The 22,354-nt window shown below is 65.7% G+C and carries 12 protein-coding genes; 9 read left to right on the top strand and 3 right to left on the bottom strand.

The window, feature by feature from the left end; genetic code table 11:
* Positions 1 to 1,378 precede the first annotated feature (1,378 nt).
* The 6 genes from IHV25_RS08760 (at position 1,379) to IHV25_RS08735 (ending at position 10,110) form a co-directional block, all read left to right on the top strand.
* On the top strand, positions 1,379 to 2,476 hold the full coding sequence (locus tag IHV25_RS08760; protein ID WP_192534737.1) for a site-specific DNA-methyltransferase: 1,098 nt from the start codon (positions 1,379 to 1,381) through the stop codon (positions 2,474 to 2,476).
* 121 nt (positions 2,477 to 2,597) lie between these two features.
* Positions 2,598 to 3,239: a hypothetical protein gene (locus IHV25_RS08755; RefSeq protein ID WP_192534736.1), complete on the top strand. Its 642-nt coding sequence runs from the start codon at positions 2,598 to 2,600 to the stop codon at positions 3,237 to 3,239.
* Between the two features lie 315 nt (positions 3,240 to 3,554).
* Complete coding sequence (locus tag IHV25_RS08750; protein WP_192534735.1) at positions 3,555 to 6,278, top strand: MMPL family transporter; 2,724 nt, start codon at positions 3,555 to 3,557, stop codon at positions 6,276 to 6,278.
* Positions 6,279 to 6,326: 48 nt separating this feature from the next.
* Entirely contained in the window at positions 6,327 to 8,510 is a 2,184-nt protein-coding gene (locus IHV25_RS08745; protein WP_192534734.1) for an FUSC family protein, read from the top strand.
* The gene (locus IHV25_RS08740) at positions 8,507 to 8,716 is read left to right on the top strand and encodes a DUF1656 domain-containing protein (protein ID WP_192534733.1); all 210 of its coding nucleotides are present in this window, start codon (positions 8,507 to 8,509) and stop codon (positions 8,714 to 8,716) included. Before IHV25_RS08745 ends, IHV25_RS08740 begins: the two co-directional genes overlap by 4 nt.
* The gene (locus IHV25_RS08735) at positions 8,713 to 10,110 is read left to right on the top strand and encodes an efflux RND transporter periplasmic adaptor subunit (RefSeq protein WP_192534732.1); all 1,398 of its coding nucleotides are present in this window, start codon (positions 8,713 to 8,715) and stop codon (positions 10,108 to 10,110) included. The genes IHV25_RS08740 and IHV25_RS08735 overlap by 4 nt, the downstream gene beginning before the upstream one ends.
* Before the next feature lie 191 nt (positions 10,111 to 10,301).
* On the opposite strand, the gene IHV25_RS08730 is transcribed toward IHV25_RS08735, so the two are convergent.
* The 3 genes from IHV25_RS08730 to IHV25_RS08720 form a co-directional block, all read right to left on the bottom strand.
* Complete coding sequence (locus IHV25_RS08730; protein WP_192534731.1) at positions 10,302 to 11,450, bottom strand: radical SAM protein; 1,149 nt, start codon at positions 11,448 to 11,450, stop codon at positions 10,302 to 10,304.
* 687 nt (positions 11,451 to 12,137) lie between these two features.
* Positions 12,138 to 12,935 (bottom strand): M48 family metallopeptidase, encoded by a 798-nt coding sequence (locus IHV25_RS08725; RefSeq protein WP_192534730.1) that lies wholly within the window; start codon positions 12,933 to 12,935, stop codon positions 12,138 to 12,140.
* Between the two features lie 159 nt (positions 12,936 to 13,094).
* A complete protein-coding gene (locus IHV25_RS08720; RefSeq protein WP_192534729.1) occupies positions 13,095 to 15,611 on the bottom strand; it encodes a hybrid sensor histidine kinase/response regulator in 2,517 nt (838 codons plus the stop codon).
* Between the two features lie 651 nt (positions 15,612 to 16,262).
* On the opposite strand from IHV25_RS08720, the gene IHV25_RS08715 reads away from it, so the two are divergent.
* From IHV25_RS08715 to lpdA, 3 genes are read left to right on the top strand one after another with little or no spacing between them, the layout of a single operon-like run.
* Entirely contained in the window at positions 16,263 to 19,268 is a 3,006-nt protein-coding gene (locus IHV25_RS08715) for a 2-oxoglutarate dehydrogenase E1 component (protein WP_192534728.1), read from the top strand.
* A gap of 58 nt (positions 19,269 to 19,326) precedes the next feature.
* Positions 19,327 to 20,577: a 2-oxoglutarate dehydrogenase complex dihydrolipoyllysine-residue succinyltransferase gene (odhB, locus tag IHV25_RS08710; protein ID WP_192534727.1), complete on the top strand. Its 1,251-nt coding sequence runs from the start codon at positions 19,327 to 19,329 to the stop codon at positions 20,575 to 20,577.
* 2 nt (positions 20,578 to 20,579) lie between these two features.
* The gene (gene lpdA, locus IHV25_RS08705; RefSeq protein ID WP_192534726.1) at positions 20,580 to 21,989 is read left to right on the top strand and encodes a dihydrolipoyl dehydrogenase; all 1,410 of its coding nucleotides are present in this window, start codon (positions 20,580 to 20,582) and stop codon (positions 21,987 to 21,989) included.
* Positions 21,990 to 22,354: the final 365 nt, after the last annotated feature.

Below are 22,354 nucleotides of genomic sequence, written 5' to 3'. Positions count from 1 at the left end.
ACGTGGACAAAGTCGCCCCCACACGCCCCGGAAGCCGTCCGGAGACGAGGCCGGGAGTTACAGCAGATCTGGCCGGATCCCGTACAAGCGGGGCCTCCCGGCCGCAAAAGCTCGGTTCACGTCTCAACGCCCCCAAAGCCAACCGCACAGGGCACTGCTCATGTAGACAGCGGACCGGGCGCCAGCACAGACCCAACGGCTCACCACTCCTCCCTCGCCCGAATGGGAACGCGCAGGCGCGGCCACGCAGCCCGGATACCTGCAGGGGATGAGAGCCGGAGTTACAGCAGATCGCTCCGAGCCCCGTGCAGGTGGGCCAAACGCTGAGGCCGCCAAGGGCACCATGTCTCCACGATCTGCTCTCATGCTTACGTGTCAGCGGTACACAGGGGTGGTTGGGGCGGAGCTCAGATGCATCGCGTGCGGTGCTCCCCGGTCTCTCCAGAAACCTGGGGCGAGAAATGCATGCGCTTCGTCTCGTGTAGGCGGGGCGAACGGGGCACCATCCAGCGCTCGGACGTCAAGACGGCGGGCTTTCCTCAGGTCTGTCCGGAGCTCGCCAGACGGGGGCGGGGGCGGTCAGTGTCGAAGGGAGTTGGCTGCTTCTCATAGGACCAGGGGGGGGCAGAATACCGGCATGCCAGCCGTGAGAGGGTCTCGTCGAGCGAGGTGGATATGGCGAGGTAGGCGCGTCGGGAGCGTGTAACAGAGGCTGTGTATGCTGAGTCACGGGCCGGTACGCACAGGTGTGTGATGTCTCTCCCCGTGCCGTGATCGGCGCGCCCATCGTGTTTCGATACGGCTTACAGCGGGCTTTCTGGGGCGGTTTGAGGTCTGCACTGGCAAGCGAGGTCTATCGCCCCGTTCCCTGACTGGTGAGCGCAAGGCGCAGGATACGTCCTGACAAGGCCGTGTTCCCAGGCTCCAACACTGCTTTTCAAGTCTCTGGTGGCGCCATCCGCATTGACGCCGGCTTGTCAGGATGGGGTGTGTGCCTGGCTGCTCTCGGGGTGGTCTCGTGGTTGACCAGGCTTGTGGGACCAGTCTTCGGCCCGCCATCGGTGAGCTCAAATCGTTAACATTTGGCGTCAGCCGGGGCGCCACCGGGGGCGATTTCCAGGCCCCTGCGACTCCCTGCGACTCGTCAGGATCCGCCGAGTCGCGCCCGAAACCACCTTTTTGGCCCTCATCCCTCGTAAAAACCGGACAGGCCCGCCGGGGCGGTCATTTTTGCCGGACCACATGTGGTGGCTCGGGGCAGGGTGCGACTCCACATGTCGGTGTCGCGAATCCGAGCCCAAAAAACATGCGAATCGGGGCCAACGGTTTGAATCCCAATAACTTCTTCTTAATAATTTCGGGGCAGAATCGGCTCATTATGAAAACGCACCCGATCAACACCATCCTTCAGGGCGACTGCATCGAGACGATGTCCTCGCTCCCCACCGGCTCCGTGGACCTCATTTTCGCGGACCCTCCGTACAACCTCATGCTCGGCGGTGAGCTTCACCGTCCCGACAACTCCCGTGTCGACGGCGTTCAGGATGCCTGGGACCGCTTTGAGTCGCCGGAAAGCTATGTGGCGTTCACGAACGCATGGCTGAAGGAGGCGCGGCGCGTGCTGAAGGATGACGGAACCCTGTGGGTGATCGGGAGCTACCACAACATCTTCCGTGTGGGCGCGGCCTTGCAGGATATGGGGTTCTGGGTTCTGAACGACATTGTCTGGCGCAAGTCCAACCCCATGCCGAACTTCCGTGGCACGCGCTTTACCAACGCCCACGAGACCCTGATCTGGTGTGCGAAGTCGCCGGACGCGCGCTACACGTTCAACTACGAGGCCATGAAGACTTTGAACGAGGGTGTCCAGATGCGCTCGGACTGGACGCTGCCCCTGTGCACGGGTGCCGAGCGGCTCAAGGATGAGGAGGGGAGCAAGGTGCACGCGACCCAGAAGCCGGAATCTCTTCTCTATCGGGTGATCCTGTCCTCGACGAAGGCGGGCGATGTGGTCCTGGATCCGTTCCTCGGTTCCGGCACGACCGCCGCCGTGGCCAAGCGCCTGGGACGCCGGTGGATCGGCATCGAGCGGGAAACCCGCTACATCGAGGCCGCCACCCGCCGTATCGACGCGGTCGAGCCGGTTCGCGACGTGGCGCTTCTTCAGGCGCCCGCAAAGCGCTCGGAACCGCGCATTCCGTTTGGCTCGTTTGTGGAGCAGGGCGTTCTCGAGCCCGGCACCATCCTGTGCGACGCATCCAAGCGCTACACCGCACGGGTGCGGGCTGACGGCACCTTGCTTGCGGTGACGGCCCGCGGCCAGCACAGCGGCTCCATCCACCAGGTGGGTGCGGCCGTCCAGGGTGCGCCGAGCTGCAACGGCTGGACATTCTGGTACCTGGACCGTCCCGACGGGCGGGTTCCCATTGATGCGCTGCGCCAGCAGGCGCGCGCCGAGATGGCGCACCACGCCTGAGTGCGGGCGGGGGCGCAAGTGTAGATCCGGGCTGGCGGCTGGCGGGTATCCCGACCGGCCCCCGGCCCGGGTCCGCAGGGGCAGCAGGATCCGGACCCGCGTCCGGTGAAAGGAGCACGACATGGCGTCCCGTCCGATGATGAAGTGGTTTGTCCTGACCGGAGGACTGTCTCTCGCGGCCTGCTCCGGTGGTGTGACACCGTCGTGCCCGTCCCAGGTGTCCGGTGTGGACGTGAGTGTGCGCCGGGACCACACGCTCCTTCAGGGGATCTCCCCCACGACGTTCAGCATTGTTGCCCGGTCCCGCGAGCAGGCGGAGGATCCTCTCTGGGCCGTCTCGGTCAACCAGGTGGCAGGCCTGCTGGAGAGCTTCGGGTTCCGGCGGGTGTTTCCCGGATCGCAGCAGCCCGCCCGCTGGCGCGTTGACGTGGAGACCGCCTCGTCGCTCACGTGCGAGGGGGACGGGGAGGAGGTCATGCAGACCTACCGCTACGGCTGGGACGGAACGGGTGTTCAGGTGCTCCAGCCTGTGGGGGAGGGCGTTGCGCCGGGTGGGCGGACCACCTGCCGGCGCCTGAGTGTTCACATCGCCTCCCGCGGACGGACCCTCTACCAGGGCATTGCCGAGGACCGGGGCGAGGAACGCGATTTTGCCGGAGCCGTCCCCAGGCTTGCGAGGGCTCTGCTTGAGCCGTTTCCGGGGCCTGTGGGCGTCTTCAGCGTGACGCCCGACGAGGTCCGGGTGCCCTGTCCGGCGCTCTAGTTCGGGGCGCACGGGCGCCCGCCGGGGCAGGGTCGGAGCACGGGGGCACAGCCTCGCCCCGGGGTGGCAGGGGCGCCGGATTGTCTTGCGTCGGACCGTAAAAGGGCGCTAGACCATAAAACAGGTACCGACCGGGCAACTCTTTGTGTTTTCACGCCGGAACCGCTTCCGGATCCTGTCTTCGGTTCCTGCTTTACTGGAAAACGGGCGCGCGTGCACGTCCGGATCCGGGGCCGGCCTGCCGTGCCGCTCCCTTGATCCGCAGCACGGACAGCGCCCGGACAAACACGTGCCGGGTACTGAAGGAAGGGTCACATGCAGGACAATGCGGTTTCCGGGAACGGGTCGTTTCTGAAACGGATCGATTCATTTATTGCATCCATGGTGGTCTCGTGGGTGCGGACGGTGCGCAAGGCTCCTGTCATCTGCCTGTTTGCCGTGGTTCTTCTGACCGGTCTCTCGGCGGCGTATGCGGTTCACTCGTTCTCGATCCGCACCGACACGGAATCCATGCTGTCGAGCGACCTTCCGTTCCAGAAAAACCAGGCGCGCTTCACGAGCTTTTTCCCGGACATGGGGGACGAGCTGGTTGTGGTCATCGATGCGGCCGACGCCGGTCTCGCCGAGCAGGCCTCGCACATTCTCGTGTCCAGCCTGTCCCAGCAGAAATCTGTGATCGTCAGCGCTGTGGACTTCGAGGATCTGCCCTATTTCCGGAAAAACGGGCTTTTGTACCTGTCCACGAAGGAGCTGGGCTCCCTGTCCGATGACCTGGCCCGGGCGCAGCCGTTCCTGTCGGTGCTGGCAGCGGATCCGTCCCTTCACGGCCTCGAGAAGCTTCTGGACCTGATTTACGGCCAGACCGAGCACGACACCTCCGAGTTCGATGCGGTCCTCCCGGGGATCCTCGGGAACATGACCACGGTCACCGGGGCGGTGGCCGCAAACGGCGAGCACAGCCGCCGCCAGATGCCCTGGTCCCACATCTTCCAGGGATCGGGCAGCGAGGGCCTGAGCGAGACCCGGCGCCTGATCCTTGTGCGTCCGGTTCTGGACCACACCGGGTTTGAGCCCGCGGGCCAGGCCATCGAGGCCGTGAACCGCATTGCCCGGGATGCGGGTCTGATCCATGAGAACGGCGTGGACTTCTGCCTGACGGGCGCCCCGGTTCTGGACCAGGACGAGCTTGAGAGCGTCAAGTCCGGCATGCTGTGGCCCAGCCTGATTTCCTTCCTGTCGGTCACCTTGCTTCTGGTAGCGGGGATGCGCTCCGGCTGGCTGATTGTCGGCATGCTGTCGGCCCTGCTTTCGGGGCTCGCCATTACGGCCGGGTTTGCGTTTGTGTCGGTCGGGACGCTTAATCTGATTTCGGTCACGTTCGCGGTGCTGTTTATCGGGCTTTCGGTGGACTTCGGGTTGCACTACGGCCTGCGCTACCGGGAGAACCGGATCAAGGCCATGGACAACGCCGAGGCTCTTGAGTCCGCGGCCCGCACCGTGGGCACGCCTCTTGTGCTGTCGGCCCTTTCGGCCATGATCGCCTTCTTCTCGTTCCTTCCCACCCAGTACATTGGTCTTGCCCAGCTGGGGCTGATTTCCGGGGTGGGCATGGCCGCGGCGCTTTTGCTGAACCTGACCTGCCTGCCTGCGGTCCTGACCCTGTTTCCGCCCACCTTCGGGGCCCCCAGTGAGCAGCCGGGCCGTCTTGCCCGTCTGAAGCTTGCCCTCGAGAACTATCCGGTGCGCAGGCCCCGGGTGGTGGCGGCTCTGGCCCTGGTGCTGGCGGTGGCTTCGGGAAGCGCCTGTCTGTTCCTGCGCTTTGACACGGACCCCCTCTCCCTGAAGGATCCCAACACGGAATCCATGGTCTGCCTTGCCAAGGTGTTTGCTGATCCCCGGATCAATCCCTACCAGATCAACGTTCTGGCGGAGGGGCGCGACCAGGCGGTCGAGAGAACCCGTGCCCTTGAGGCCCTGCCCGAGGTGGGGGGCGTGGTCAACCTGATGCGCCTTGTGCCCGAGGGCCAGAAAGAGAAACTGTCCATGATCGAGGATCTGTCCTTTGTCATGGGCCCCGGTTTCATGTCCCCTGTGCCCGTGGCCCTGGATGCGGGCGCCCTTCTGGATGCCCGGCAGGCGATGATCCGGCAGATGTCCTCGATTGCCCTTCATACGAAAAACCAGGATCTTGCGGCCGCAGCGCGCACGTTCTCCGACGCATTGGGCGCCTTTCCTCCCAGCCCCGACGCGCTCAGCGTTCTGGACGAGCGCCTGTTTGACAGCCTCTCGACCCAGATCGCCCGTATCCGGGACATGCTCGAGGTGAGTGCGCCGGTCACCGTTCAGGACATCCCCCCCGAGCTGGCGTCGCGCTACCTGGCTGCGGACGGCCAGACCTACCGTCTGGAAGTCCACCCGTCCGCTGATGTGCGCGGCGGCGGCGCGGCTCTGAACCAGTTCGCAAACGCCGTTGCCCGGGTGGCGCCGAATGATTCCTCCGGGGATCCCATGGTCATCACCGAGGCCGGCCGCACCGTGATCGGAGCGTTCATCCTGGCCGCCAGCATCACCCTTGTTCTGGTGGTCGGCCTTGTGCTGATGGTGTTCCAGACCGTTCGCGAGGTGATCCTGGTGTTTGTTCCGGTGATCCTGGCGGGGCTTCTGACCATGGCCACGGCCGTTCTGATCGGCATGCCCCTGAACCTGGCCAACGTGATTGTCCTGCCGCTTCTGGTCGGGCTTGGCGTGGCGGGGGCCATCCATGTTCTGGGGCGGGCGCGCCTGACGCCTGAGGATCTGGCCAGCGTGATTGGAAGTTCCACGCCGCGGGCGGTGACCTACTCGGCCCTGACCACCATTGCGTCCTTCGGATCGCTGGCCATTTCCACGCACCTGGGAACCCGGTCCATGGGCATCCTGCTGACCCTGGCTCTCGTGTATGCGCTGTTTTGCAACCTGTGGATTCTTCCGGCCCTGGCGGCGCTCTGGCCCGGCAAGGGGGCGGCAGCGCAGGGTGGCGAACGGGGAGGTGACGAATGAGCCCCCCGTCCCCCGCCCCCGCGCGGACCCTGTCCTGAGGGGCCTGCCATGGCTGCGCGCTCCGCTCCCGTTCTTCCGTTCTACGAGACCCCGTCGTTTCTCGCGGTGGTGTTCTCGCTCAAGACCTGGGCGTCGGCCATGCTGGCGCTGTGGATCGCGTTTTTCTTCGATCTGGCCCAGCCCCACTGGGCCATGGCCACGGTTTACATCGTTGCCCATCCCCTGTCGGGAGCGCTGACCTCCAAGGCGTTCTACCGGCTTGTGGGAAGCCTTGTGGGCGCGGTGATGAGCGTGGCCCTGGTGCCCAACCTGGTCAATGATCCGCTCATCCTGACCCTGGCGATTGCGCTTTGGATTGCTGTGGCGCTTGTGGTGTCGCTCTATGACCGCACGCCGCGCTCCTATGTGTTCATGCTGGCGGGGTATTCGACCGCCATCATCTCCTTTCCCATCGTGGACACGCCCGAGATCGCGTTTACCTACTCGGTCCAGCGGGCCCTTGAGATCGGGCTCGGGATCTTGTGCGCGGCCTTTGTCAGCCGGGTGTTCTTTCCCCGGGATGCGGCGCCGGTCGTGGCCAAGAACCTTCGGGACTGGCTCTCGGACGCCTCGCGCCTTGGGCTTCAGGCCTTTGTGCGCCGCCCCGATGCCAAAGAGACCCGGGCGGCGCGGCTCAAGCTGGCGGCCGATGCCCTGACCTTGCGGGAGCTCACCACCCAGGTGGCCTACGATACGGGCCGTGTGCGGGGGCATCTTCAGGGGTTCCAGGCCCTTCAGATGCGGATGATGGAGCTTCTGCCGCTCCTGTCCTCCATCGAGGATCTGGTCACCGCCATTGACCGCGAGGAACGGGAGGACGAGGTCGCCGAGGCCCATCCCACCAGTCAGATCGCCCTTTTGCGCATGCGCGAGATCGTCGTGGCCTGGCTGCGCGGGGATCTGGTCGAGATGTCGTCGCGGGATCGGGCCGAGTGCTGGCGCCTGTTCCAGATGGTGGCCGGAGCCGTGGGGCGCTCCACGTACCGGTATGACCTTCTGGCCCTGAACCTGGCCCAGGACATCCTGGACTTTGTGCGGATCCGCAGCGAGTGCGCGGCCCTTCTCGTGCGCATCGAGGCCGGGGAGACCCTGGCGCCCGGCTCCTGGGGGTTCGAGGTTCTGCCGGCGTCCCTTCTGACCCACACGGACCAGCGCATGACCCTGCTCTCGGGGGTGGCTGTGTTTGTCACCACCCTGGTGGCCGTGTCCTTCTGGCGCTATACCGCCTGGCCCCACGGGGCGTCGGCGGCGATGATGAGCGCCATTTTCTGCTGCATGTTTGCCCGCATGGATGATCCGGTGCCCCGCCTGGTCAAGCAGTGTCTCCTGTTCCTTGTGGCTTTTGCCCTGACCTTCGTCATCGCGTTTGCGCTCGTGCCGATGGTGGACGACTTCCTGATGCTCTGCCTGATGTTCGGGCTGATCCTGGTGCCCCTGGGAACCCTGATTGCGAACCCCAACACTGCGGTTCTGGGGGCCGTGATCTGTATCCACATCCCCATCATGCTGACGATCAAGTCCCACGTGGAGCTGGACTTCATCAAGTTCGTGAACTCGAACCTTGCGATTATCTTCGGGGTCTACACGGCGGCGGCCATGACCATGCTGATCCGCTCGGTGGGGGCGGAGTGGGCGGGCAGCCGTCTTCTGAGTGCGGGCGTCCACGATATTGTTGTCATGGCGGACACCCGGATCCACGAGACCAGCGCGGACGTGCGGCTGATGCTCTACCGGATGACGGACCGTTTTGGCCTTCTGGCGCCGCGCCTGGAACTGGTGCCCTCCAGCTCCGAAGTGGCGAAGGCGGACATCCTCAAGGATCTGAGGATTGCGGCGTGCACGGCGCGCCTGAACCAGCGCCGTCATGAGCTCCCCCGGCGGGAGCGCCAGGCCGTCGAGCGGGTTCTGCGGGCCATCCGGGTCTACTATTCGGAGCCCAACCCCGCGCGCCGGGTTCTCCACAGGGCGGCCCTTCTGCGGATCTTCGACTGGGCGCTTCGGATTGTCAGCTATGGCCCCATCAGTGTGGCCAGCCGGAACGTGCGCGTTGCCCTGATCGGCCTGTCGTGCGCGGTCAGCCCCTCGGGAACGATTGCGCCAAAGGTGCTTGTGGCGGAGGGCGCTCCGGGTGACACTGGCGGTGCAGTCCCCGGCCCGGGTGCCGGGCCGTCGCGCAGGGAGACGCCGTCATGAACTCGGATCTCAATGTTCTCGGGGTTTATTTCCCCACCTTGTTTGCCATTGCCCTGGGGGCTCTGGCAGCAACGGCCTTTTTGCGTGCTCTCCTTGACCGGCGGGGCTTCTACGCCTTTGTCTGGCATCCTCCGCTGTTCAATATTTCGCTCTATTTCATCGTTCTGGCCATTGGCGTGATGATTGTGAACAGGACCCTGATATGAAGCTCTCATCCTTTCATGCCGGGCGCATCTTTCTGACCCTTGTGATGACGCTGCTGGCCGGTTTGCTGGCGGTGCACCTGTGGGACTACTACATGGACGCCCCCTGGACCCGGGACGGCAAGGTGCGGGCCGACTATGTGTCGGTTGCTCCGGACGTGTCGGGGTTTGTGCGAAAGATCTATGTCCGCGACAACGACATGGTCAAAAAGGGCGACATCCTCTTTTCCCTGGACAAGAGCCGCTATGAGCTGGCCCTGGCCCAGCAGGAGGCCGCGGTGGAGCGCGCCACCGCCACCCTGGAGATGGCCCGCAAGGATGAGGTGCGCTATCAGAACCTGGACGACAGCGCCGTCACCCAGCAAAAGCGCGAGCAGGTGGTTTCCAGCCGGCAGGAGGCGGAGGGCGCCCTTGCCCAGGTCATCGCCGAGCGGGATCTTGCCCGTCTGGATCTGGAGCGCACCGACATCTTTGCCACCGTTGACGGGGTGATCAGCAACTTCAACCTGCGTCCGGGAACCTACCTGACCGCCGGTGTGGCGGTCGCCGCCCTGGTGGATACAAGCTCGTTCTATGTGGCCGGCTACTTCGAGGAGAACAAGCTGGAGCGCATTGCGGTCAATGATCCGGTGGACATTCACCTGATGGGGTCGGGGCATGTGCTCCGGGGGCGGGTCCAGGGAATTGCCGCCGGTATCCACGACAGCGAGCGCGCGGACAATCCCGGAACCCTCGCCAGCGTCAGCCCCACATTCAACTGGGTTCGCCTTGCCCAGCGGGTGCCCGTGCGCGTCCAGATCGAGGATGTGCCCCCGGAGGTCCGTCTTGTGAGCGGGCGCACGGCCAGTGTTTTCATCCGCAAGAAGAAGGACCGGACCACGGGGACGGAACCTGCGGATCCCGTGGCTCCCGCGGCGTCCGCCCCTATGGTTGTGCCGGGTGCCGGCCCGGAGGAGGGGGCAAAGCCTGAAAGCGCGGCCGATCCGAAGGCCGTGCCGGGTTCGGAACCGGCATCCCGGCCCGAGGCCCGGGCGGTTCCTTCCGGGGAGCCGGCTGGTGCATCGCAGGCGGATCCCGCCGGGCTTCCCGCACCGGAGGCCGGTGCGGACCCTGATGCGGCGGATGCCCGGGGGGCCGGGCGGGCGCCCGCACGGGAGGAAAACCCGCAGCCCGGTCCTGGTTCCGCACCTTCACCCTCTGCAAATTCTGCTGCGCCGGCCGGGGATAACGGGGGTGCTTTGGCACCGCACGAGACCCGGGCACCGGAACCGGCGTCGGGAACCCGGTCCGCTCCCGGACAGGTGCCCCATTCGGAGCCCGCGGCCCCGTCGGCTTCGGAGGGCGGCGTCTCTGCGGCGGAGCCTGAGGCGGCGTCCGCGCCCGCTGACACGCGCTGAGAGCGTCCTCGCGCCGCCCGGACCGGCCGGTGTGGCCGACTGGGAAATGCCGCGCTACCGTCCCGCCCCGATGTGTTCGGGGCACGGGCGAGGTCTGCTGTGTCCGGCTGTTCAAGCCTGCCCTTGTCGCAGTCTCTGATGGCGTCGTGACAGCCCGCCCAGCGGCCCTGGCCTGACCGGGGTCAGACTCATCACCTGCCGGTCTGCAGCGCGCGCGGCCCCTTCCACAGAAGCGTGGCGATATCGCCCGGACGGTCGTGTTCAGCGGGGAAGTCCGGATAGGTCACAGAACGCCCCTCACGCTCGAACACCGCAAATCCGCCCTCCACGTCGTTGGAGCGCATGTCCTCCCGGGCGACTTTCCCGATGGGGGTGTCAAAGACGAACCGTGTGGCGTTGATCCAGGAGGGGGTCGAGGCGTTGAGCTCGTCCATCAGGGCGGCGATGCGGGCCAGCGGCAGGCGGAACGAGGCGGACCAGGTCACCGGATCCGGGGCAAAGATCGACAGGTTCCGAACGCCCAGGTCGTCCAGCAGCTCCAGGTGTTCGACCAGGACCTCCGTGTGGTCGTTGACCCGGCGCAACAGGGGAAACTGGTTGTAGAGCCGGACTCCCGCGTCCCGAAGCATCCCGATGGTCTCCGCCACCCGGGTGCAGATCTCGTACGGGTGTACCAGATGCAGGACCACCCGGGTCCGGGTCCGGGCCAAGGCGTCGGCCAGTCCCGGGCGCTCGAACAGCGTGGGGGCATAGGCGATGGCGCGGGTGTGAAGGCGCACCCTCGGCACCCGGCAATCGTGGGCGACAAAGTCCAGAACCCGGATCAGGGCCTCCACCGGAAGGGTGAGGGGATCCCCCCCCGAGATGATGACCTCCCTGACTTTGGGCCGGGCCTCCAGACAGGCACGCAGGGCCTCCAGCTTCAGGTCCAGGTCCCGGGCGCTGTCGTCCCGCAGCTCGTTCAGCAGGTTCTGTCGCAGGCAATACTGGCAGTGGGCGGCGCACTGCTCGGTGGGCAGGAAGAGGAGCCGGTCCGGATACTTCTGCATGACCGCCTGCTGGCCGCCGGAGGCAAGCCCCGCCCGGTCGCGCACGAAATCGACCCGCTCTCCGGGGACTCTCAGGGCGAGCCGTTCGGGTGTGGGGTACACAAGACGATACAGCGGGCCCTCGCGGTGCCCCAGCGCCGCAACCTCCTGCTCGACCTTCCGCTGGTAGAACGGCGTCACCTTGACGGGAAGCAGGCCCTCCTGCTCGCAGAGACGGTCATAGGCCGAAAAGACGGACCCGTCCGGGCCACTGGCGGCCGGGGGAGGCACGGGGGAGAGACTGTGGGACATGGGGCAACCGGGGCACAGGGGGACAGGGGAGGCCGGGGGCGGAAGAATGCCCGCTGGGGCCGGGTTCGTCGAGACAAGTTTTCCGGACCGGCTCCGATTGCGGGTGGGCGGCGGGCAGAACGATCGCGGTGCCCGGCGCGCGTTCGCGCCGGAGGGGCTCCGCAGGCGGGCCGGTTGCTTCCCCTCACGCCGGAAGGGCGCCGGTTCCGTTCCCTTGTACTGCGTTCCGTTGGGCACAGGCGCGCGTCGTGCGGACAGGTGGGCCAGGGCCCGGGCTGGCGTGGGGGCGCGCGGGATATGTGGGGGCGGGTCAGGGTTCCGGGCAAGGTCTGCGGGGACGGGGAAGCGGAACCGCCGGGGATCTGCGGAGGCTCGGGCGCCCGCAGGATCGGGCCGGATGCCTCTGTGCGCCGGATGGGCCCGATGGCAGGGGCCTGACGGGCGCGGGGATCCGGTTCCCCGGGTCCGCGGGGGGGTGCGGCTTTGGGCATCTCTCGCCGGGGCCCGATGCCCGGTCGACCTCGTCCGCGCTGTGCGCCTTTGGCGCCTCGGGTCCGTGGCCCGGGGGCGGGACGTTCTGGGCCCCTGAAAGGCCTCCGTTTCAGCGGAGCGGAGGGGATGGAAAGGCGTTGGGGGCGGGGAGGGCGCGCGGTGACAAATGCCCTCCCCGAACCGTCTGCGCCCGGGTTATTTCCGGGCGGCCTCGTAGTATTTCATGGCCTCGGGCATCACCTTCTCGAGGTCCGTGATGCGCTGGGCGCTGAGGGGGTGGGTGGACAGGAACGCAGGTCCGGAGGGGCCTCCGACCTTTTCCATTTTCTCCCACAGGCGAACGGCGGCCCGGGGATCGTAGCCCGCTTTTGCCGCCAGGATCACGCCGATGTGGTCCGCCTCGGTTTCCTGCAGGCGGTTGTACGGCAGAAGAATCCCGAGCTCGGCGAGGGCACTGGCTCCCTTCTGGACGGATGGCTTCATGCCGGTCGCCTGGCTGAGCACCGAAAGCCCGATGCTGGTGGCCTGGGCCTGGCTTGCGCGCTCGGCCCCGTGGCGGGCAATGGCGTGTGCGATCTCGTGACCCATGATGGCGGCCAGCTGGTCGTCATCCTTCCCCACGAAATCCAGCATTCCGGTATAGACAAACACCTTTCCGCCGGGCAGGCAGAACGCGTTCAGGACGTCCTTGCGGATCGTGTGAAATTCCCACTGGAAGTTGGGACGGTCCGCGACGGCGGCAATCTTCTTGCCGATGGCCTCGACCCGTTTGGCCCGGGCTGTACCGGTTTCCGCGCGCTCCGTGCTGAGAACCTCTTTCGAGGCCCGAGCCCCGAGGGCCACGTCATTGGCCTCGCTTGTGAACACCATTTGGCTGCGCCCCGTGTACGGGGTGGTCTGGCAGGCGGCCAGGAAGACTCCCAGCGCGACAACCGGCACAAGCTTCAGGAGACGTGAGTACCCGGTCCCTGTCTGACAAACGTGAGAATGCATGGTCTCTCTCTTCCTTTTCAGAATCATCTGGCATCGCTGCGCAGATATTCCACCGCGAGAAAGACAAGTCTTGCATGTTTCCCGTGTGCGTCAAGACAAAAGTTAAATCTTTCTTAACAGCATCCTTTTGTGTTGAATTGAAAGCGCTTCCTGTTTTTGTCAGGCCAGCCACTTCTTAATGCAGGCGTAGAAGGCCTCCGCCTCGACGGGCTTGCTCATGTGGTCGTTCATTCCTGCGGCCAGGCTTTTCAGCCGGTCCTCGGCAGAGCCATGGGCCGTGAGGGCGACGATGGGCAAAGTGGCGTACTTCGGATCCTCCCGGATACAGCGCGTCGCGGTCAGGCCGTCCATCTCCGGCATCTGGATGTCCATCAGAACCAGATTGAAGTTCTGCTCCGAGAGCATCTGAAGCGCCTCGACCCCGTTGTTCGCCACCGACACCTCCACGCTGATCTGCTCGAGGAGGTTTGCGGTCACAAGCTGGTTCAGGGGGTTGTCCTCGACAACCAGAACCCGCTTCCCGCGGTAGCGGTCCGCGTCGTCCGATGTGGCGGCGGGGGGTGTGCACCGGGTGGCGGCGTCCGGCCCCTCAGGGGTCCGGTCCGACGATACCGCAGCGCGGGGTGCGCAGACACCCGGACACTCCGGCACGGGGACATCGGTCGTGTCCGGGGTGCTTCCCCCGGCGTCCTCCCGGGCACTCTCGCAGGTGTTTCCGCTGGCGGCCTCGGGTGCGCTCGAGCCGGTGCTGTCGCCGGTGGTGTCCGCCTCCGCTTCCGGCAGGCGGGCAGGCCGGGGCTCTGGCCGGGGGGCGAACACGAACGGCAGCACCACGTGGAAGGTGGACCCGGTCCCGGGCTCGCTTTCCGCCCACAGGCGCCCGCCCATGAGGGTTACGTACTTCTGCCCCAGGGCCAGGCCCAGGCCCGTGCCGCCGAAGCGACGGGTTGCGGAGCTGTCCGCCTGGACGAAGGGCGAGAACAGGGTCTTCATGAGATCATCATCAATCCCGATGCCGGTGTCCGTGACGCAGAAGTGCACGAGAACGTGGCGGTCCCCGGTGTTCTCCGGCGCCACGTCCAGGGTGATGGAGCCGCTGCGGGTGAATTTGACCGCGTTCGACAGGATGTTGACCAGAACCCGCTCCAGCTTCCGGCTGTCCCCAACCAGAAGGTCGGGCAGGGCCTCCCGGACTGTCCAGGTGTACTCCAGGTTCTTGGCGGCCGCGTCGTTGGCGCACCGTCCGGCGGCGGTTTTCACCACCTCGCGCAGGCTGAAGACGTGCTCATAGAGCCGGGCGTTGCCCGCTTCGGCCTTCGAGAAATCCAGCAGGTCGTTGATCAGGGTCAGAAGGGTCTTGGCGGAGGAGGCGATTTTCTCGGCGTAGCCTTTCTGGACCGAATCAAGGCACGAGTTCCGCAGGGCGTGGTTCAGCCCGATGACCGCGTTGAGCGGGGTGAACAGCTCGTGGCTCATATTGGCAAGAAACTCGCCCTTGGCGCGGTCGGCGGCCTCGGCCGCGTCCACCCGGTCCTGGAGCGTGATGATCATCGAGCGCAGGGCAGAGGACAGGCGCACGGTCTCGGGCGAGCCCTGAACCGCGAGCTTCTTGCGCAGGGCGTCGCGCATCTCGCGGGAGGTCTCGTAGCGGCCGTCCGAGATGATGGCGGAGGCATCCACCAGATCCTCCATGGGGCGGGTGATGGACCGCGCCAGCGCGATGGCAATGCTCAGGGTGAACAGGAAGACGGCAAGGGTGCTCCAGAGCATGATCCGAAGCAGGTCTCGGGAGGCCTTCAGGAGCTCATCCTGGTTGAACACCACCGCCAGCTTCCAGTCCAGGTCCGGGATGGTGCGCGTCACGATATATTTCATGACCCCCTTTGTGTTGGGGCCGGTGTACTCCCCGTCCGGACCGGTGAGAACCTGACGCCACAGGACCGAGTAGCTGGACACCGGGCGCGGGACCGCATCGGGCCGCTGGCCGTCCACCAGCACCTGCCCCCGGCGGTCCAGAATGACGAGATAGCCTGTGTCCATGATCCTGCGCGCGCCCAGGTCCGCGGTCAGGCTCTCCAGGCTGAAGTCGACGCCCACCATGCCCAGGGGCTTCCCCTCCATGTCGTTCACCCGGGTGATGATGGAGCAGACCAGCGCCCCACCGATATTCACGTAGGGCGCGCTGACGACCGTGCTTCCGGGAGGGGCTTCCATGGCGTCCCGGTACCAGGGGCGGTCCCTCGGATCGTAGCCGGGAGGGATCACGTTGCTGTCCGGTACGCGGACGAACTGCCCGTCCTCGTTGGACATGAAAACCACGCCGAAGTTTCCGTTGGACCGGTGCATGCGCAGGAGCTCGTCGTAGATCTGCCGCTCCTGGGAGCTGCCCATCCCCTTGCGCCGGGTCGTGGGGCGGGGGGCGTCCAGGTAGCTGGAGAGCTTGCCCCGGGAGTCCCGAAGCGCCGGAAGCTCCGCCAGGTAGCGGGTGCCCATCCAGCCCGGCTCCATAAAGGCTGTGATCCGCTCCTCCACCCCCTCCAGGTGGCTCATGGCCAGAGCCCGGAAGTTCCGCTCATCGACGTCGCGCACATAAAAAAAGACGATCGTGCTCGTCAGGCAGCACGCAAGGAGCAGGCACAGGGAAAACGCGAGGAGAAGGCGCAGACGGATTGTCATGTCGAGCAAAGCGCAAGGGAGCGGAAAAACAGTCGAAACCCGAGTCCATAAACTCAGGTCGGACAATACCATAAGCAGGTGTGAAATGATACGCGAGATGTGGGTTCCCAACATTACCGCTTCAGCATTTCTGCGGTTTTAATTTTTCAGGGGCCTCCGTCAGGCGTGCGGAAGGCCCCCGGAGTTCTTTGTTTGTCGGGGGCTTCCGTGGGGTCTCAGTGCAGGGGACCGGTCGCGCCGGCTGTCCGGTTTGGAGGGAACCGGGTTGGGGGCGCCCCTCCTGCCCCGGTTTCCTTTCTCATTGTAATCAACCAAGTCATGTGCGCTGGGGTTTTTCGCGCGTTTTGATTCTCGGGCGGACAGGGGGCCTGTTTCTCCTGCCGGAAATGGGTTTCCCGTGGTTTTCGCAGGTGCGTTTTCGCGTCCTTGCATGGCGCGCGTTTACCCTCGGTTATAGCTCGATCCGGGTGTTGTTGGGGCGGGCTTCCAGTGCCGGTTTTATTGCCATTTTTCCGGCTTTCAGCCTTTTTGACGCCTTCCAAAACCAATCCGGACATACTAGGTTATACCAGCCCCTTTCAGTCGGTCTTTTCGGGAAAACTCGCCGGGGACGCTCTCTGTGCGGATGCGTGTTCCCGTAAACTACATGGGATGTGGAACGTGGAGTCCTCTTTTCTGAGCGGCGCAAACGCCGTTTATATCGCCGAGATTTATGGACGCTATCTGGAAAACCCCGACGCGGTGGATCCGTCCTGGAAAGCCTTTTTCCGGGAGCTGACCAGCGGCGCGGTTGAAACCACACGGGATCTGGAGGCAGATCTCAAGGGGCCGGGCTGGAAGCCCAGAGGGAATCGGGTGATCGGCGCGCCGGACCCGGACCAGCAGAGCCCCAAAAAGGGTGCGCCCGCAAAGGGTGGTCCGGCCCCGGCTTCGGCCGCACCGGCGTCCGCAGCCCCGTCCGGCGATCCGTGCGAGTGCGCGGACGGACCCCGCCAGGAGACCCTCGATTCCATTCGGGCCCTGATGCTCATCCGGGCCTACCGGGCCACCGGGCATCTGAAGGCCCGCACGGATCCCCTGAACCTGTCGCGCCCGGAAGATCATCCCGAGCTTCTGTATACGACCTACGGGTTTACGGATGCGGATCTTGATCGCGAGATTTTCATCGACAACGTCCTTGGGCTCGAGCACGCGCCCCTGCGCCAGATCATCGACGTTCTGGAGGACACTTACTGCAATACGGTCGGCGTGGAGTTCCTGCACATCCAGGACCCGGCCCAGAAAAGCTGGATCCAGCGCCGTATTGAGGGCGAGCGCAATCACACCCTGTTCACCGCCGAGGGCAAGACCGCCATTCTGGAGCGTCTGACCCACGCCGAGGGCTTCGAGAAGTTCCTGCAGGTCAAGTACACGGGCACCAAGCGTTTCGGCCTGGAGGGAGGCGAGTCCCTGATCCCGGCCCTCGAGCAGATCCTCAAGCGCGGATCCCAGCTGGGTGTTCGGGACTTCAACGTCGGCATGGCGCACCGGGGACGCCTGAACGTCCTCACGACCATCATGCACAAGCCGTACCGGGCCATCTTCTCGGAGTTCCAGGGCAACAGCGCGACCCCGGACGAGATGCAGGGCTCGGGCGACGTGAAGTACCACCTGGGCACGTCCGCCATCCGCGAGTTCGATGGCATTTCGGTGGCCATGTCGCTCCAGTCCAACCCCTCCCACCTTGAGGCCGCGGACCCGGTGGTCCTGGGCAAGGTCCGGGCCAAGCAGACCCAGATCAGCGACACCGAGCGCCGCAAGGTCGTGGGCGTCCTGATCCATGGCGACGCGGCCTTTGCCGGCCAGGGTATCGTGGCCGAGTGTTTCGCCCTGTCGCGCCTGAAGGGCTACCGCACGGGCGGCACGGTTCACTTTGTGATCAACAACCAGATCGGCTTCACCACCAGCCCCCAGTACTCCCGTTCGGGCCAGTACTGTACGGACATCGCCAAGATGATCCAGGCGCCGATCTTCCATGTGAACGGGGATGACCCGGAGGCGGTTGTCCACGTCTCCCGCATTGCGATCGAGTTCCAGCAGGAGTTCGGCGTGGACGTGGTGGTGGACATGGTCTGCTACCGCCGTCAGGGCCACAACGAGTCGGACGAGCCGGCCTTCACCCAGCCCCTGATGTACAAGGCCATCCGCGAGCACGAGACCACCCGCACCCTTTACGCCAGCCAGCTTGTCCGCGAGGGGGTGATCACGCCCCTGGATGCGGACGCCATGGAGAAGGCCTTCTCCGACCATCTGGAGGAGGAGTTCAAGGCTTCCCAGACCTACCGTCCCAACAAGGCGGACTGGCTGATGGGGCGCTGGGAGGGGCTCGAGGCCCTGACCGGCGAGGAGGAGTTCCGCCAGGATCCCACCCGTGTGGGGGCCGATGTCCTGCGCACGGTCGGGCGCGCCATCTCCACGCCGCCGAAGGACTTTGACGTCAACCCCAAGATCCTCCGCCAGCTGAAGGCCAAGGGCCAGATGATGACGACCGGTGAGGGCATCGACTGGGCCACCGCCGAGGCGCTTGCCTTCGGCACCCTTCTGGTGGAGGGCACGCCGGTTCGCCTGTCCGGTCAGGACAGCGGGCGGGGGACGTTCTCCCAGCGTCACGCCGTCCTGGTGGACCAGACCAACGAGAACCGCTACATCCCGCTCGAGCACATCTCCGAGGGCCAGGCCCGGTTCGAGGTCATCGACAGCCCCCTGTCCGAGTTCTCGGTCCTGGGATTCGAGTACGGCTACTCGCTCGCCGAGCCCCGGGGGCTCGTCATGTGGGAGGCCCAGTTCGGCGACTTCGCCAACGGCGCCCAGGTGATCTTCGACCAGTTCGTCTCGTCGGCCGAGAGCAAGTGGCTGCGCATGTCGGGTCTCGTCATGCTCCTGCCCCACGGGTTCGAGGGCCAGGGCCCCGAGCACTCCTCCGCCCGGCCCGAGCGCTTCTTGCAGCTGTGTGCCGAGAACAACATGCAGGTCTGCAACATCACCACGCCGGCGAACTACTTCCACGCCCTGCGGCGCCAGATCCGGCGGAACTTCCGCAAGCCGCTGGTCGTGTTCTCGCCCAAGTCTTTGCTGCGCCACAAGCTGGCGGTCAGCCCCCTGAGCGAGTTCACCGAGTCCGGCTTCCACCGGGTGATCGGCGAGACCGATCCGGCGATTGCGGACAACGCGGACGCCCGTCGGGTGGTCCTGTGTTCCGGCAAGATCTATTACGATCTTCTGGCCGCCCGCGAGGAGCAGGGCATCAAGGACGTGGTGCTCATCCGCGTCGAGCAGCTCTATCCGTGGCCTAAGGACACCCTGATGACCCAGCTTCGCCGCTATCCGAAGGCGGAGATCGTCTGGGCCCAGGAGGAACCCGGAAACATGGGTGCCTGGCCGTTTGCGGTGCGTCGCATCGAGTACCTTCTCGACGAGCTGGGCTGCCGCCACCAGCGGCGTGCGCTGTACGCCGGGCGTGTTCCGGCTGCGTCTCCGGCGACGGGTCTGTTCAAGAAGCACCTTGTGGAGCAGGCCCAGGTCATTGACCAGGCTCTGAACTGGAACCGTGACCTTCTGCCCCAGCCGTTCCGTCGCCCGCCCACGAACCCCGGTCCCCAGACCGGCATTCCCCTTTGAACCTGCAACGTTCCAAAATGCGCTCTCGCCAAGAGCGGTCCTGACCGGGAGAGTTTTCATGGCCATAGAATTAACCGTTCCCCAGCTGGGTGAATCCGTGAGCGAAGCCACCGTTGCCAAATGGCTCAAGGCGGCGGGTGAGGCTGTCGTTGCTGACGAACCCCTCGTGGAACTGGAAACCGACAAGGTGACGGTGGAGGTTCCGTGCCCCGTCTCCGGTGTGCTTTCGGAAATTGTGGCGGCCGAGGGGGCCGAGGTCGAGGTCGGCGCGGTCCTCGCGCTGATCGAGGAGGGGGCGACGGCCACCGCCGCTCCGGCCGCGGCGAAGTCCGGCAAGGCGGCTTCGGGTGCGGCTGCGGCTGCGGGCAAGGCAGGCGCCGCCAAGGCTCCGGCTCCGGCGGCCGCGTCCGGGGACTCGTTCCCCGTTCCTCCGGGAGCCCGCAAGCTGATCGAGGAAAACCGCCTGGATCCGGCGAAGATCCCCGCCACCGGCAAGGACGGACGCCTGACCCGTGAGGATGTGGTCAACAGCATGGACGCCGCCGCTCGCGCGCCGGCAGCCGCGTCGGCCCCGTCTGCCACGGCAGCCCGTCCCGCGGGCGATCGCGAGGAGCGGGTGAAGATGACCCGCCTGCGCCGGGCCATTGCCCAGCGTCTGAAGGGGGCCCAGGACACGGCTGCGATCCTGACCACCTTCAACGAGGTGGACATGACGGCCATCCTCGAGACCCGCAAGCGCTACAAGGACGTCTTCGAGAAAAAGCACGGCGTGAAGCTCGGCTTCATGTCCTTCTTCGTGAAGGCGTGCGTCTCGGCGCTCAAGGACATCCCGGCCATCAACGCCGAGATCGACGGGGACGAGATCGTCTACAAGAACCACTACGATATCGGTATCGCGGTGGGCGGACCGACCGGGCTTGTGGTTCCCGTTGTACGGGACTGCGACCAACTGTCCTTCGCCGGGATCGAGGCCAAGATCATCGAGTACGGCAACCGGGCCCGGGACGGCAAGCTGACGCTCGAGGAAATGAGCGGCGGCACCTTCACCGTCTCCAACGGTGGCGTGTACGGCTCCTTGCTGTCGACCCCGATCCTGAACCCGCCCCAGTCCGGCATCCTGGGCATGCACAAGACCCAGATGCGTCCGGTGGTCCTGCCGGACGGCTCCATCGCCGCGCGTCCCATGATGTACCTTGCCCTGTCCTATGATCACCGCATCGTGGACGGCAAGGAGGCCGTGACCTTCCTTGTCCACGTGAAGGATTGCCTCGAGGATCCGGTGCGCCTCCTTCTTGAGGAGGGCATCTGACCATGGGGGCTCCGTCCTATGACGTGATTGTGATCGGTGGCGGTCCCGGCGGCTACGTCGGGGCGATCCGCGCCGCCCAGCTCGGCATGAGGGTCGCCTGCGTGGAGAAGCGGGACACTCTTGGCGGAACCTGCCTGAACGTGGGCTGCATTCCCTCGAAGGCTCTGCTCCAGTCGTCCCACCACTTCGATGACGCGAAAAATCACTTTGCGGACCACGGGATCCAGACCGGCACCCTGAAGGTCGACGTGGCAAAGATGATGGCCCGCAAGAACGAGGTCATTGCCTCCAATACGAAGGGGATCGATTTTCTCTTCAAGAAGAACAAGGTGGACCGGATCCACGGCCATGCGCGCCTTCTTGGCGGCGGCAAGGTGCACGTGGATCTGGCGGCCGGGGGCGAGCGGACCCTCGAGGCTCCGGCCATCGTGCTGGCGACCGGCTCGTTCTCGGCGCCGCTGGCCGGGCTCGAGGTGGACGAGAAGACCGTCCTGTCCTCCACCGGCGCGCTGGAGCTGGACCGCATTCCCGAGACCATGATTGTGATCGGAGCCGGGGTGATCGGTCTGGAGCTGGGGTCCGTGTGGAGCCGTCTGGGCACCCGGGTGCAGGTCATCGAGTATCTCGACCACGTTCTGCCGCCGCTGGACGGCGAGATCCGTACCGCCATGCAAAAGAGCCTGGCCGCGCAGGGGATCGAGTTCCACCTTGGCCGCTCGGTGGTGCGCTCGGAGCGGACCGCCAAGGGCGTGCGCGTGTTCGCCACCCCGTCTGCGGGCGGCGAGGAACAGGCGTTCGAGGCGCAGACCGTTCTGGTGGCGATCGGGCGCCGTCCCGTCACGGCGGACCTGGGGCTTGAGGCTGCCGGCGTGGCTCTGAACGCGCGCGGGTTCGTCCAGGTGGACGAGACCCTGGCGACCACGGCCAAGGGTGTCTACGCCATCGGTGACGTGATCGGCGGCATGATGCTCGCCCACAAGGCCGAGGAGGAGGGCGTCGCCCTGATGGAGCGTCTTGCCGGACAGGCCGGTCATGTGGACTACGCCACCATTCCCTCGGTGGTGTACACCACCCCCGAGGCCGCAAGCGTGGGCCAGACGGAAGAGCAGCTGAAGGCCGACGGCGTCGACTATCTTGTGGGCAAGTTCCCCTTCGCTGCCAACGGTCGCGCGAAAGCGAACGGCTTCACGGACGGCTTTGTGAAGGTTCTCGCGAACCGGCGCACCGGCCGGGTTCTGGGCTGCCACATCATTGGTCCCCAGGCCGGGGATCTGATCATGGAGGCGGTTACGGCCATGGTTTACGGTGGCTCGATCCAGGACATTGCCTATACCTGCCATCCCCACCCCCAGCTTGCCGAGGCGGTGAAGGAGGCGGCTCTGGCGGCAGAGAAGCGGGCCCTTCACATCTGACACGTACAGCGGTGTGCCGCGGCCACCCGGCTGCGGCAGCCCAGGCCTTCCCGGGATGCGGACCACGCTCCGGGGAAGGCTTTTTTTATGTCCGGTTCTGTCGGGTGAGGCTGCGCAGCAGGAGCACCGCTGTGGAGAGGAGCACGACCGGGTTCAGGATCAGGAGCGCCTGCAAGACGCCAGGCCCCGGTCCGTGGGGACTGCGGGCTCTATTGCGGGGGGATGCATGCGCCCGTCGGACGCCGCTCACCGCCGTCCCCCATAAAGGCGGGGACCGGGTGCTGTAACCCCGGGATCAGGGTGGACAGGAGCGGGCCCGCATCAGGCCCAGGTCAGGCCCACGTCAGGCCCACAGGGGCTGCAAG

The organism is Phaeovibrio sulfidiphilus (assembly GCF_014861485.1).
In the GTDB taxonomy this organism is placed as follows: domain Bacteria; phylum Pseudomonadota; class Alphaproteobacteria; order Rhodospirillales; family Rhodospirillaceae; genus Phaeovibrio; species Phaeovibrio sulfidiphilus.
This window is presented reverse-complemented; position numbering and strand designations above follow the sequence as displayed.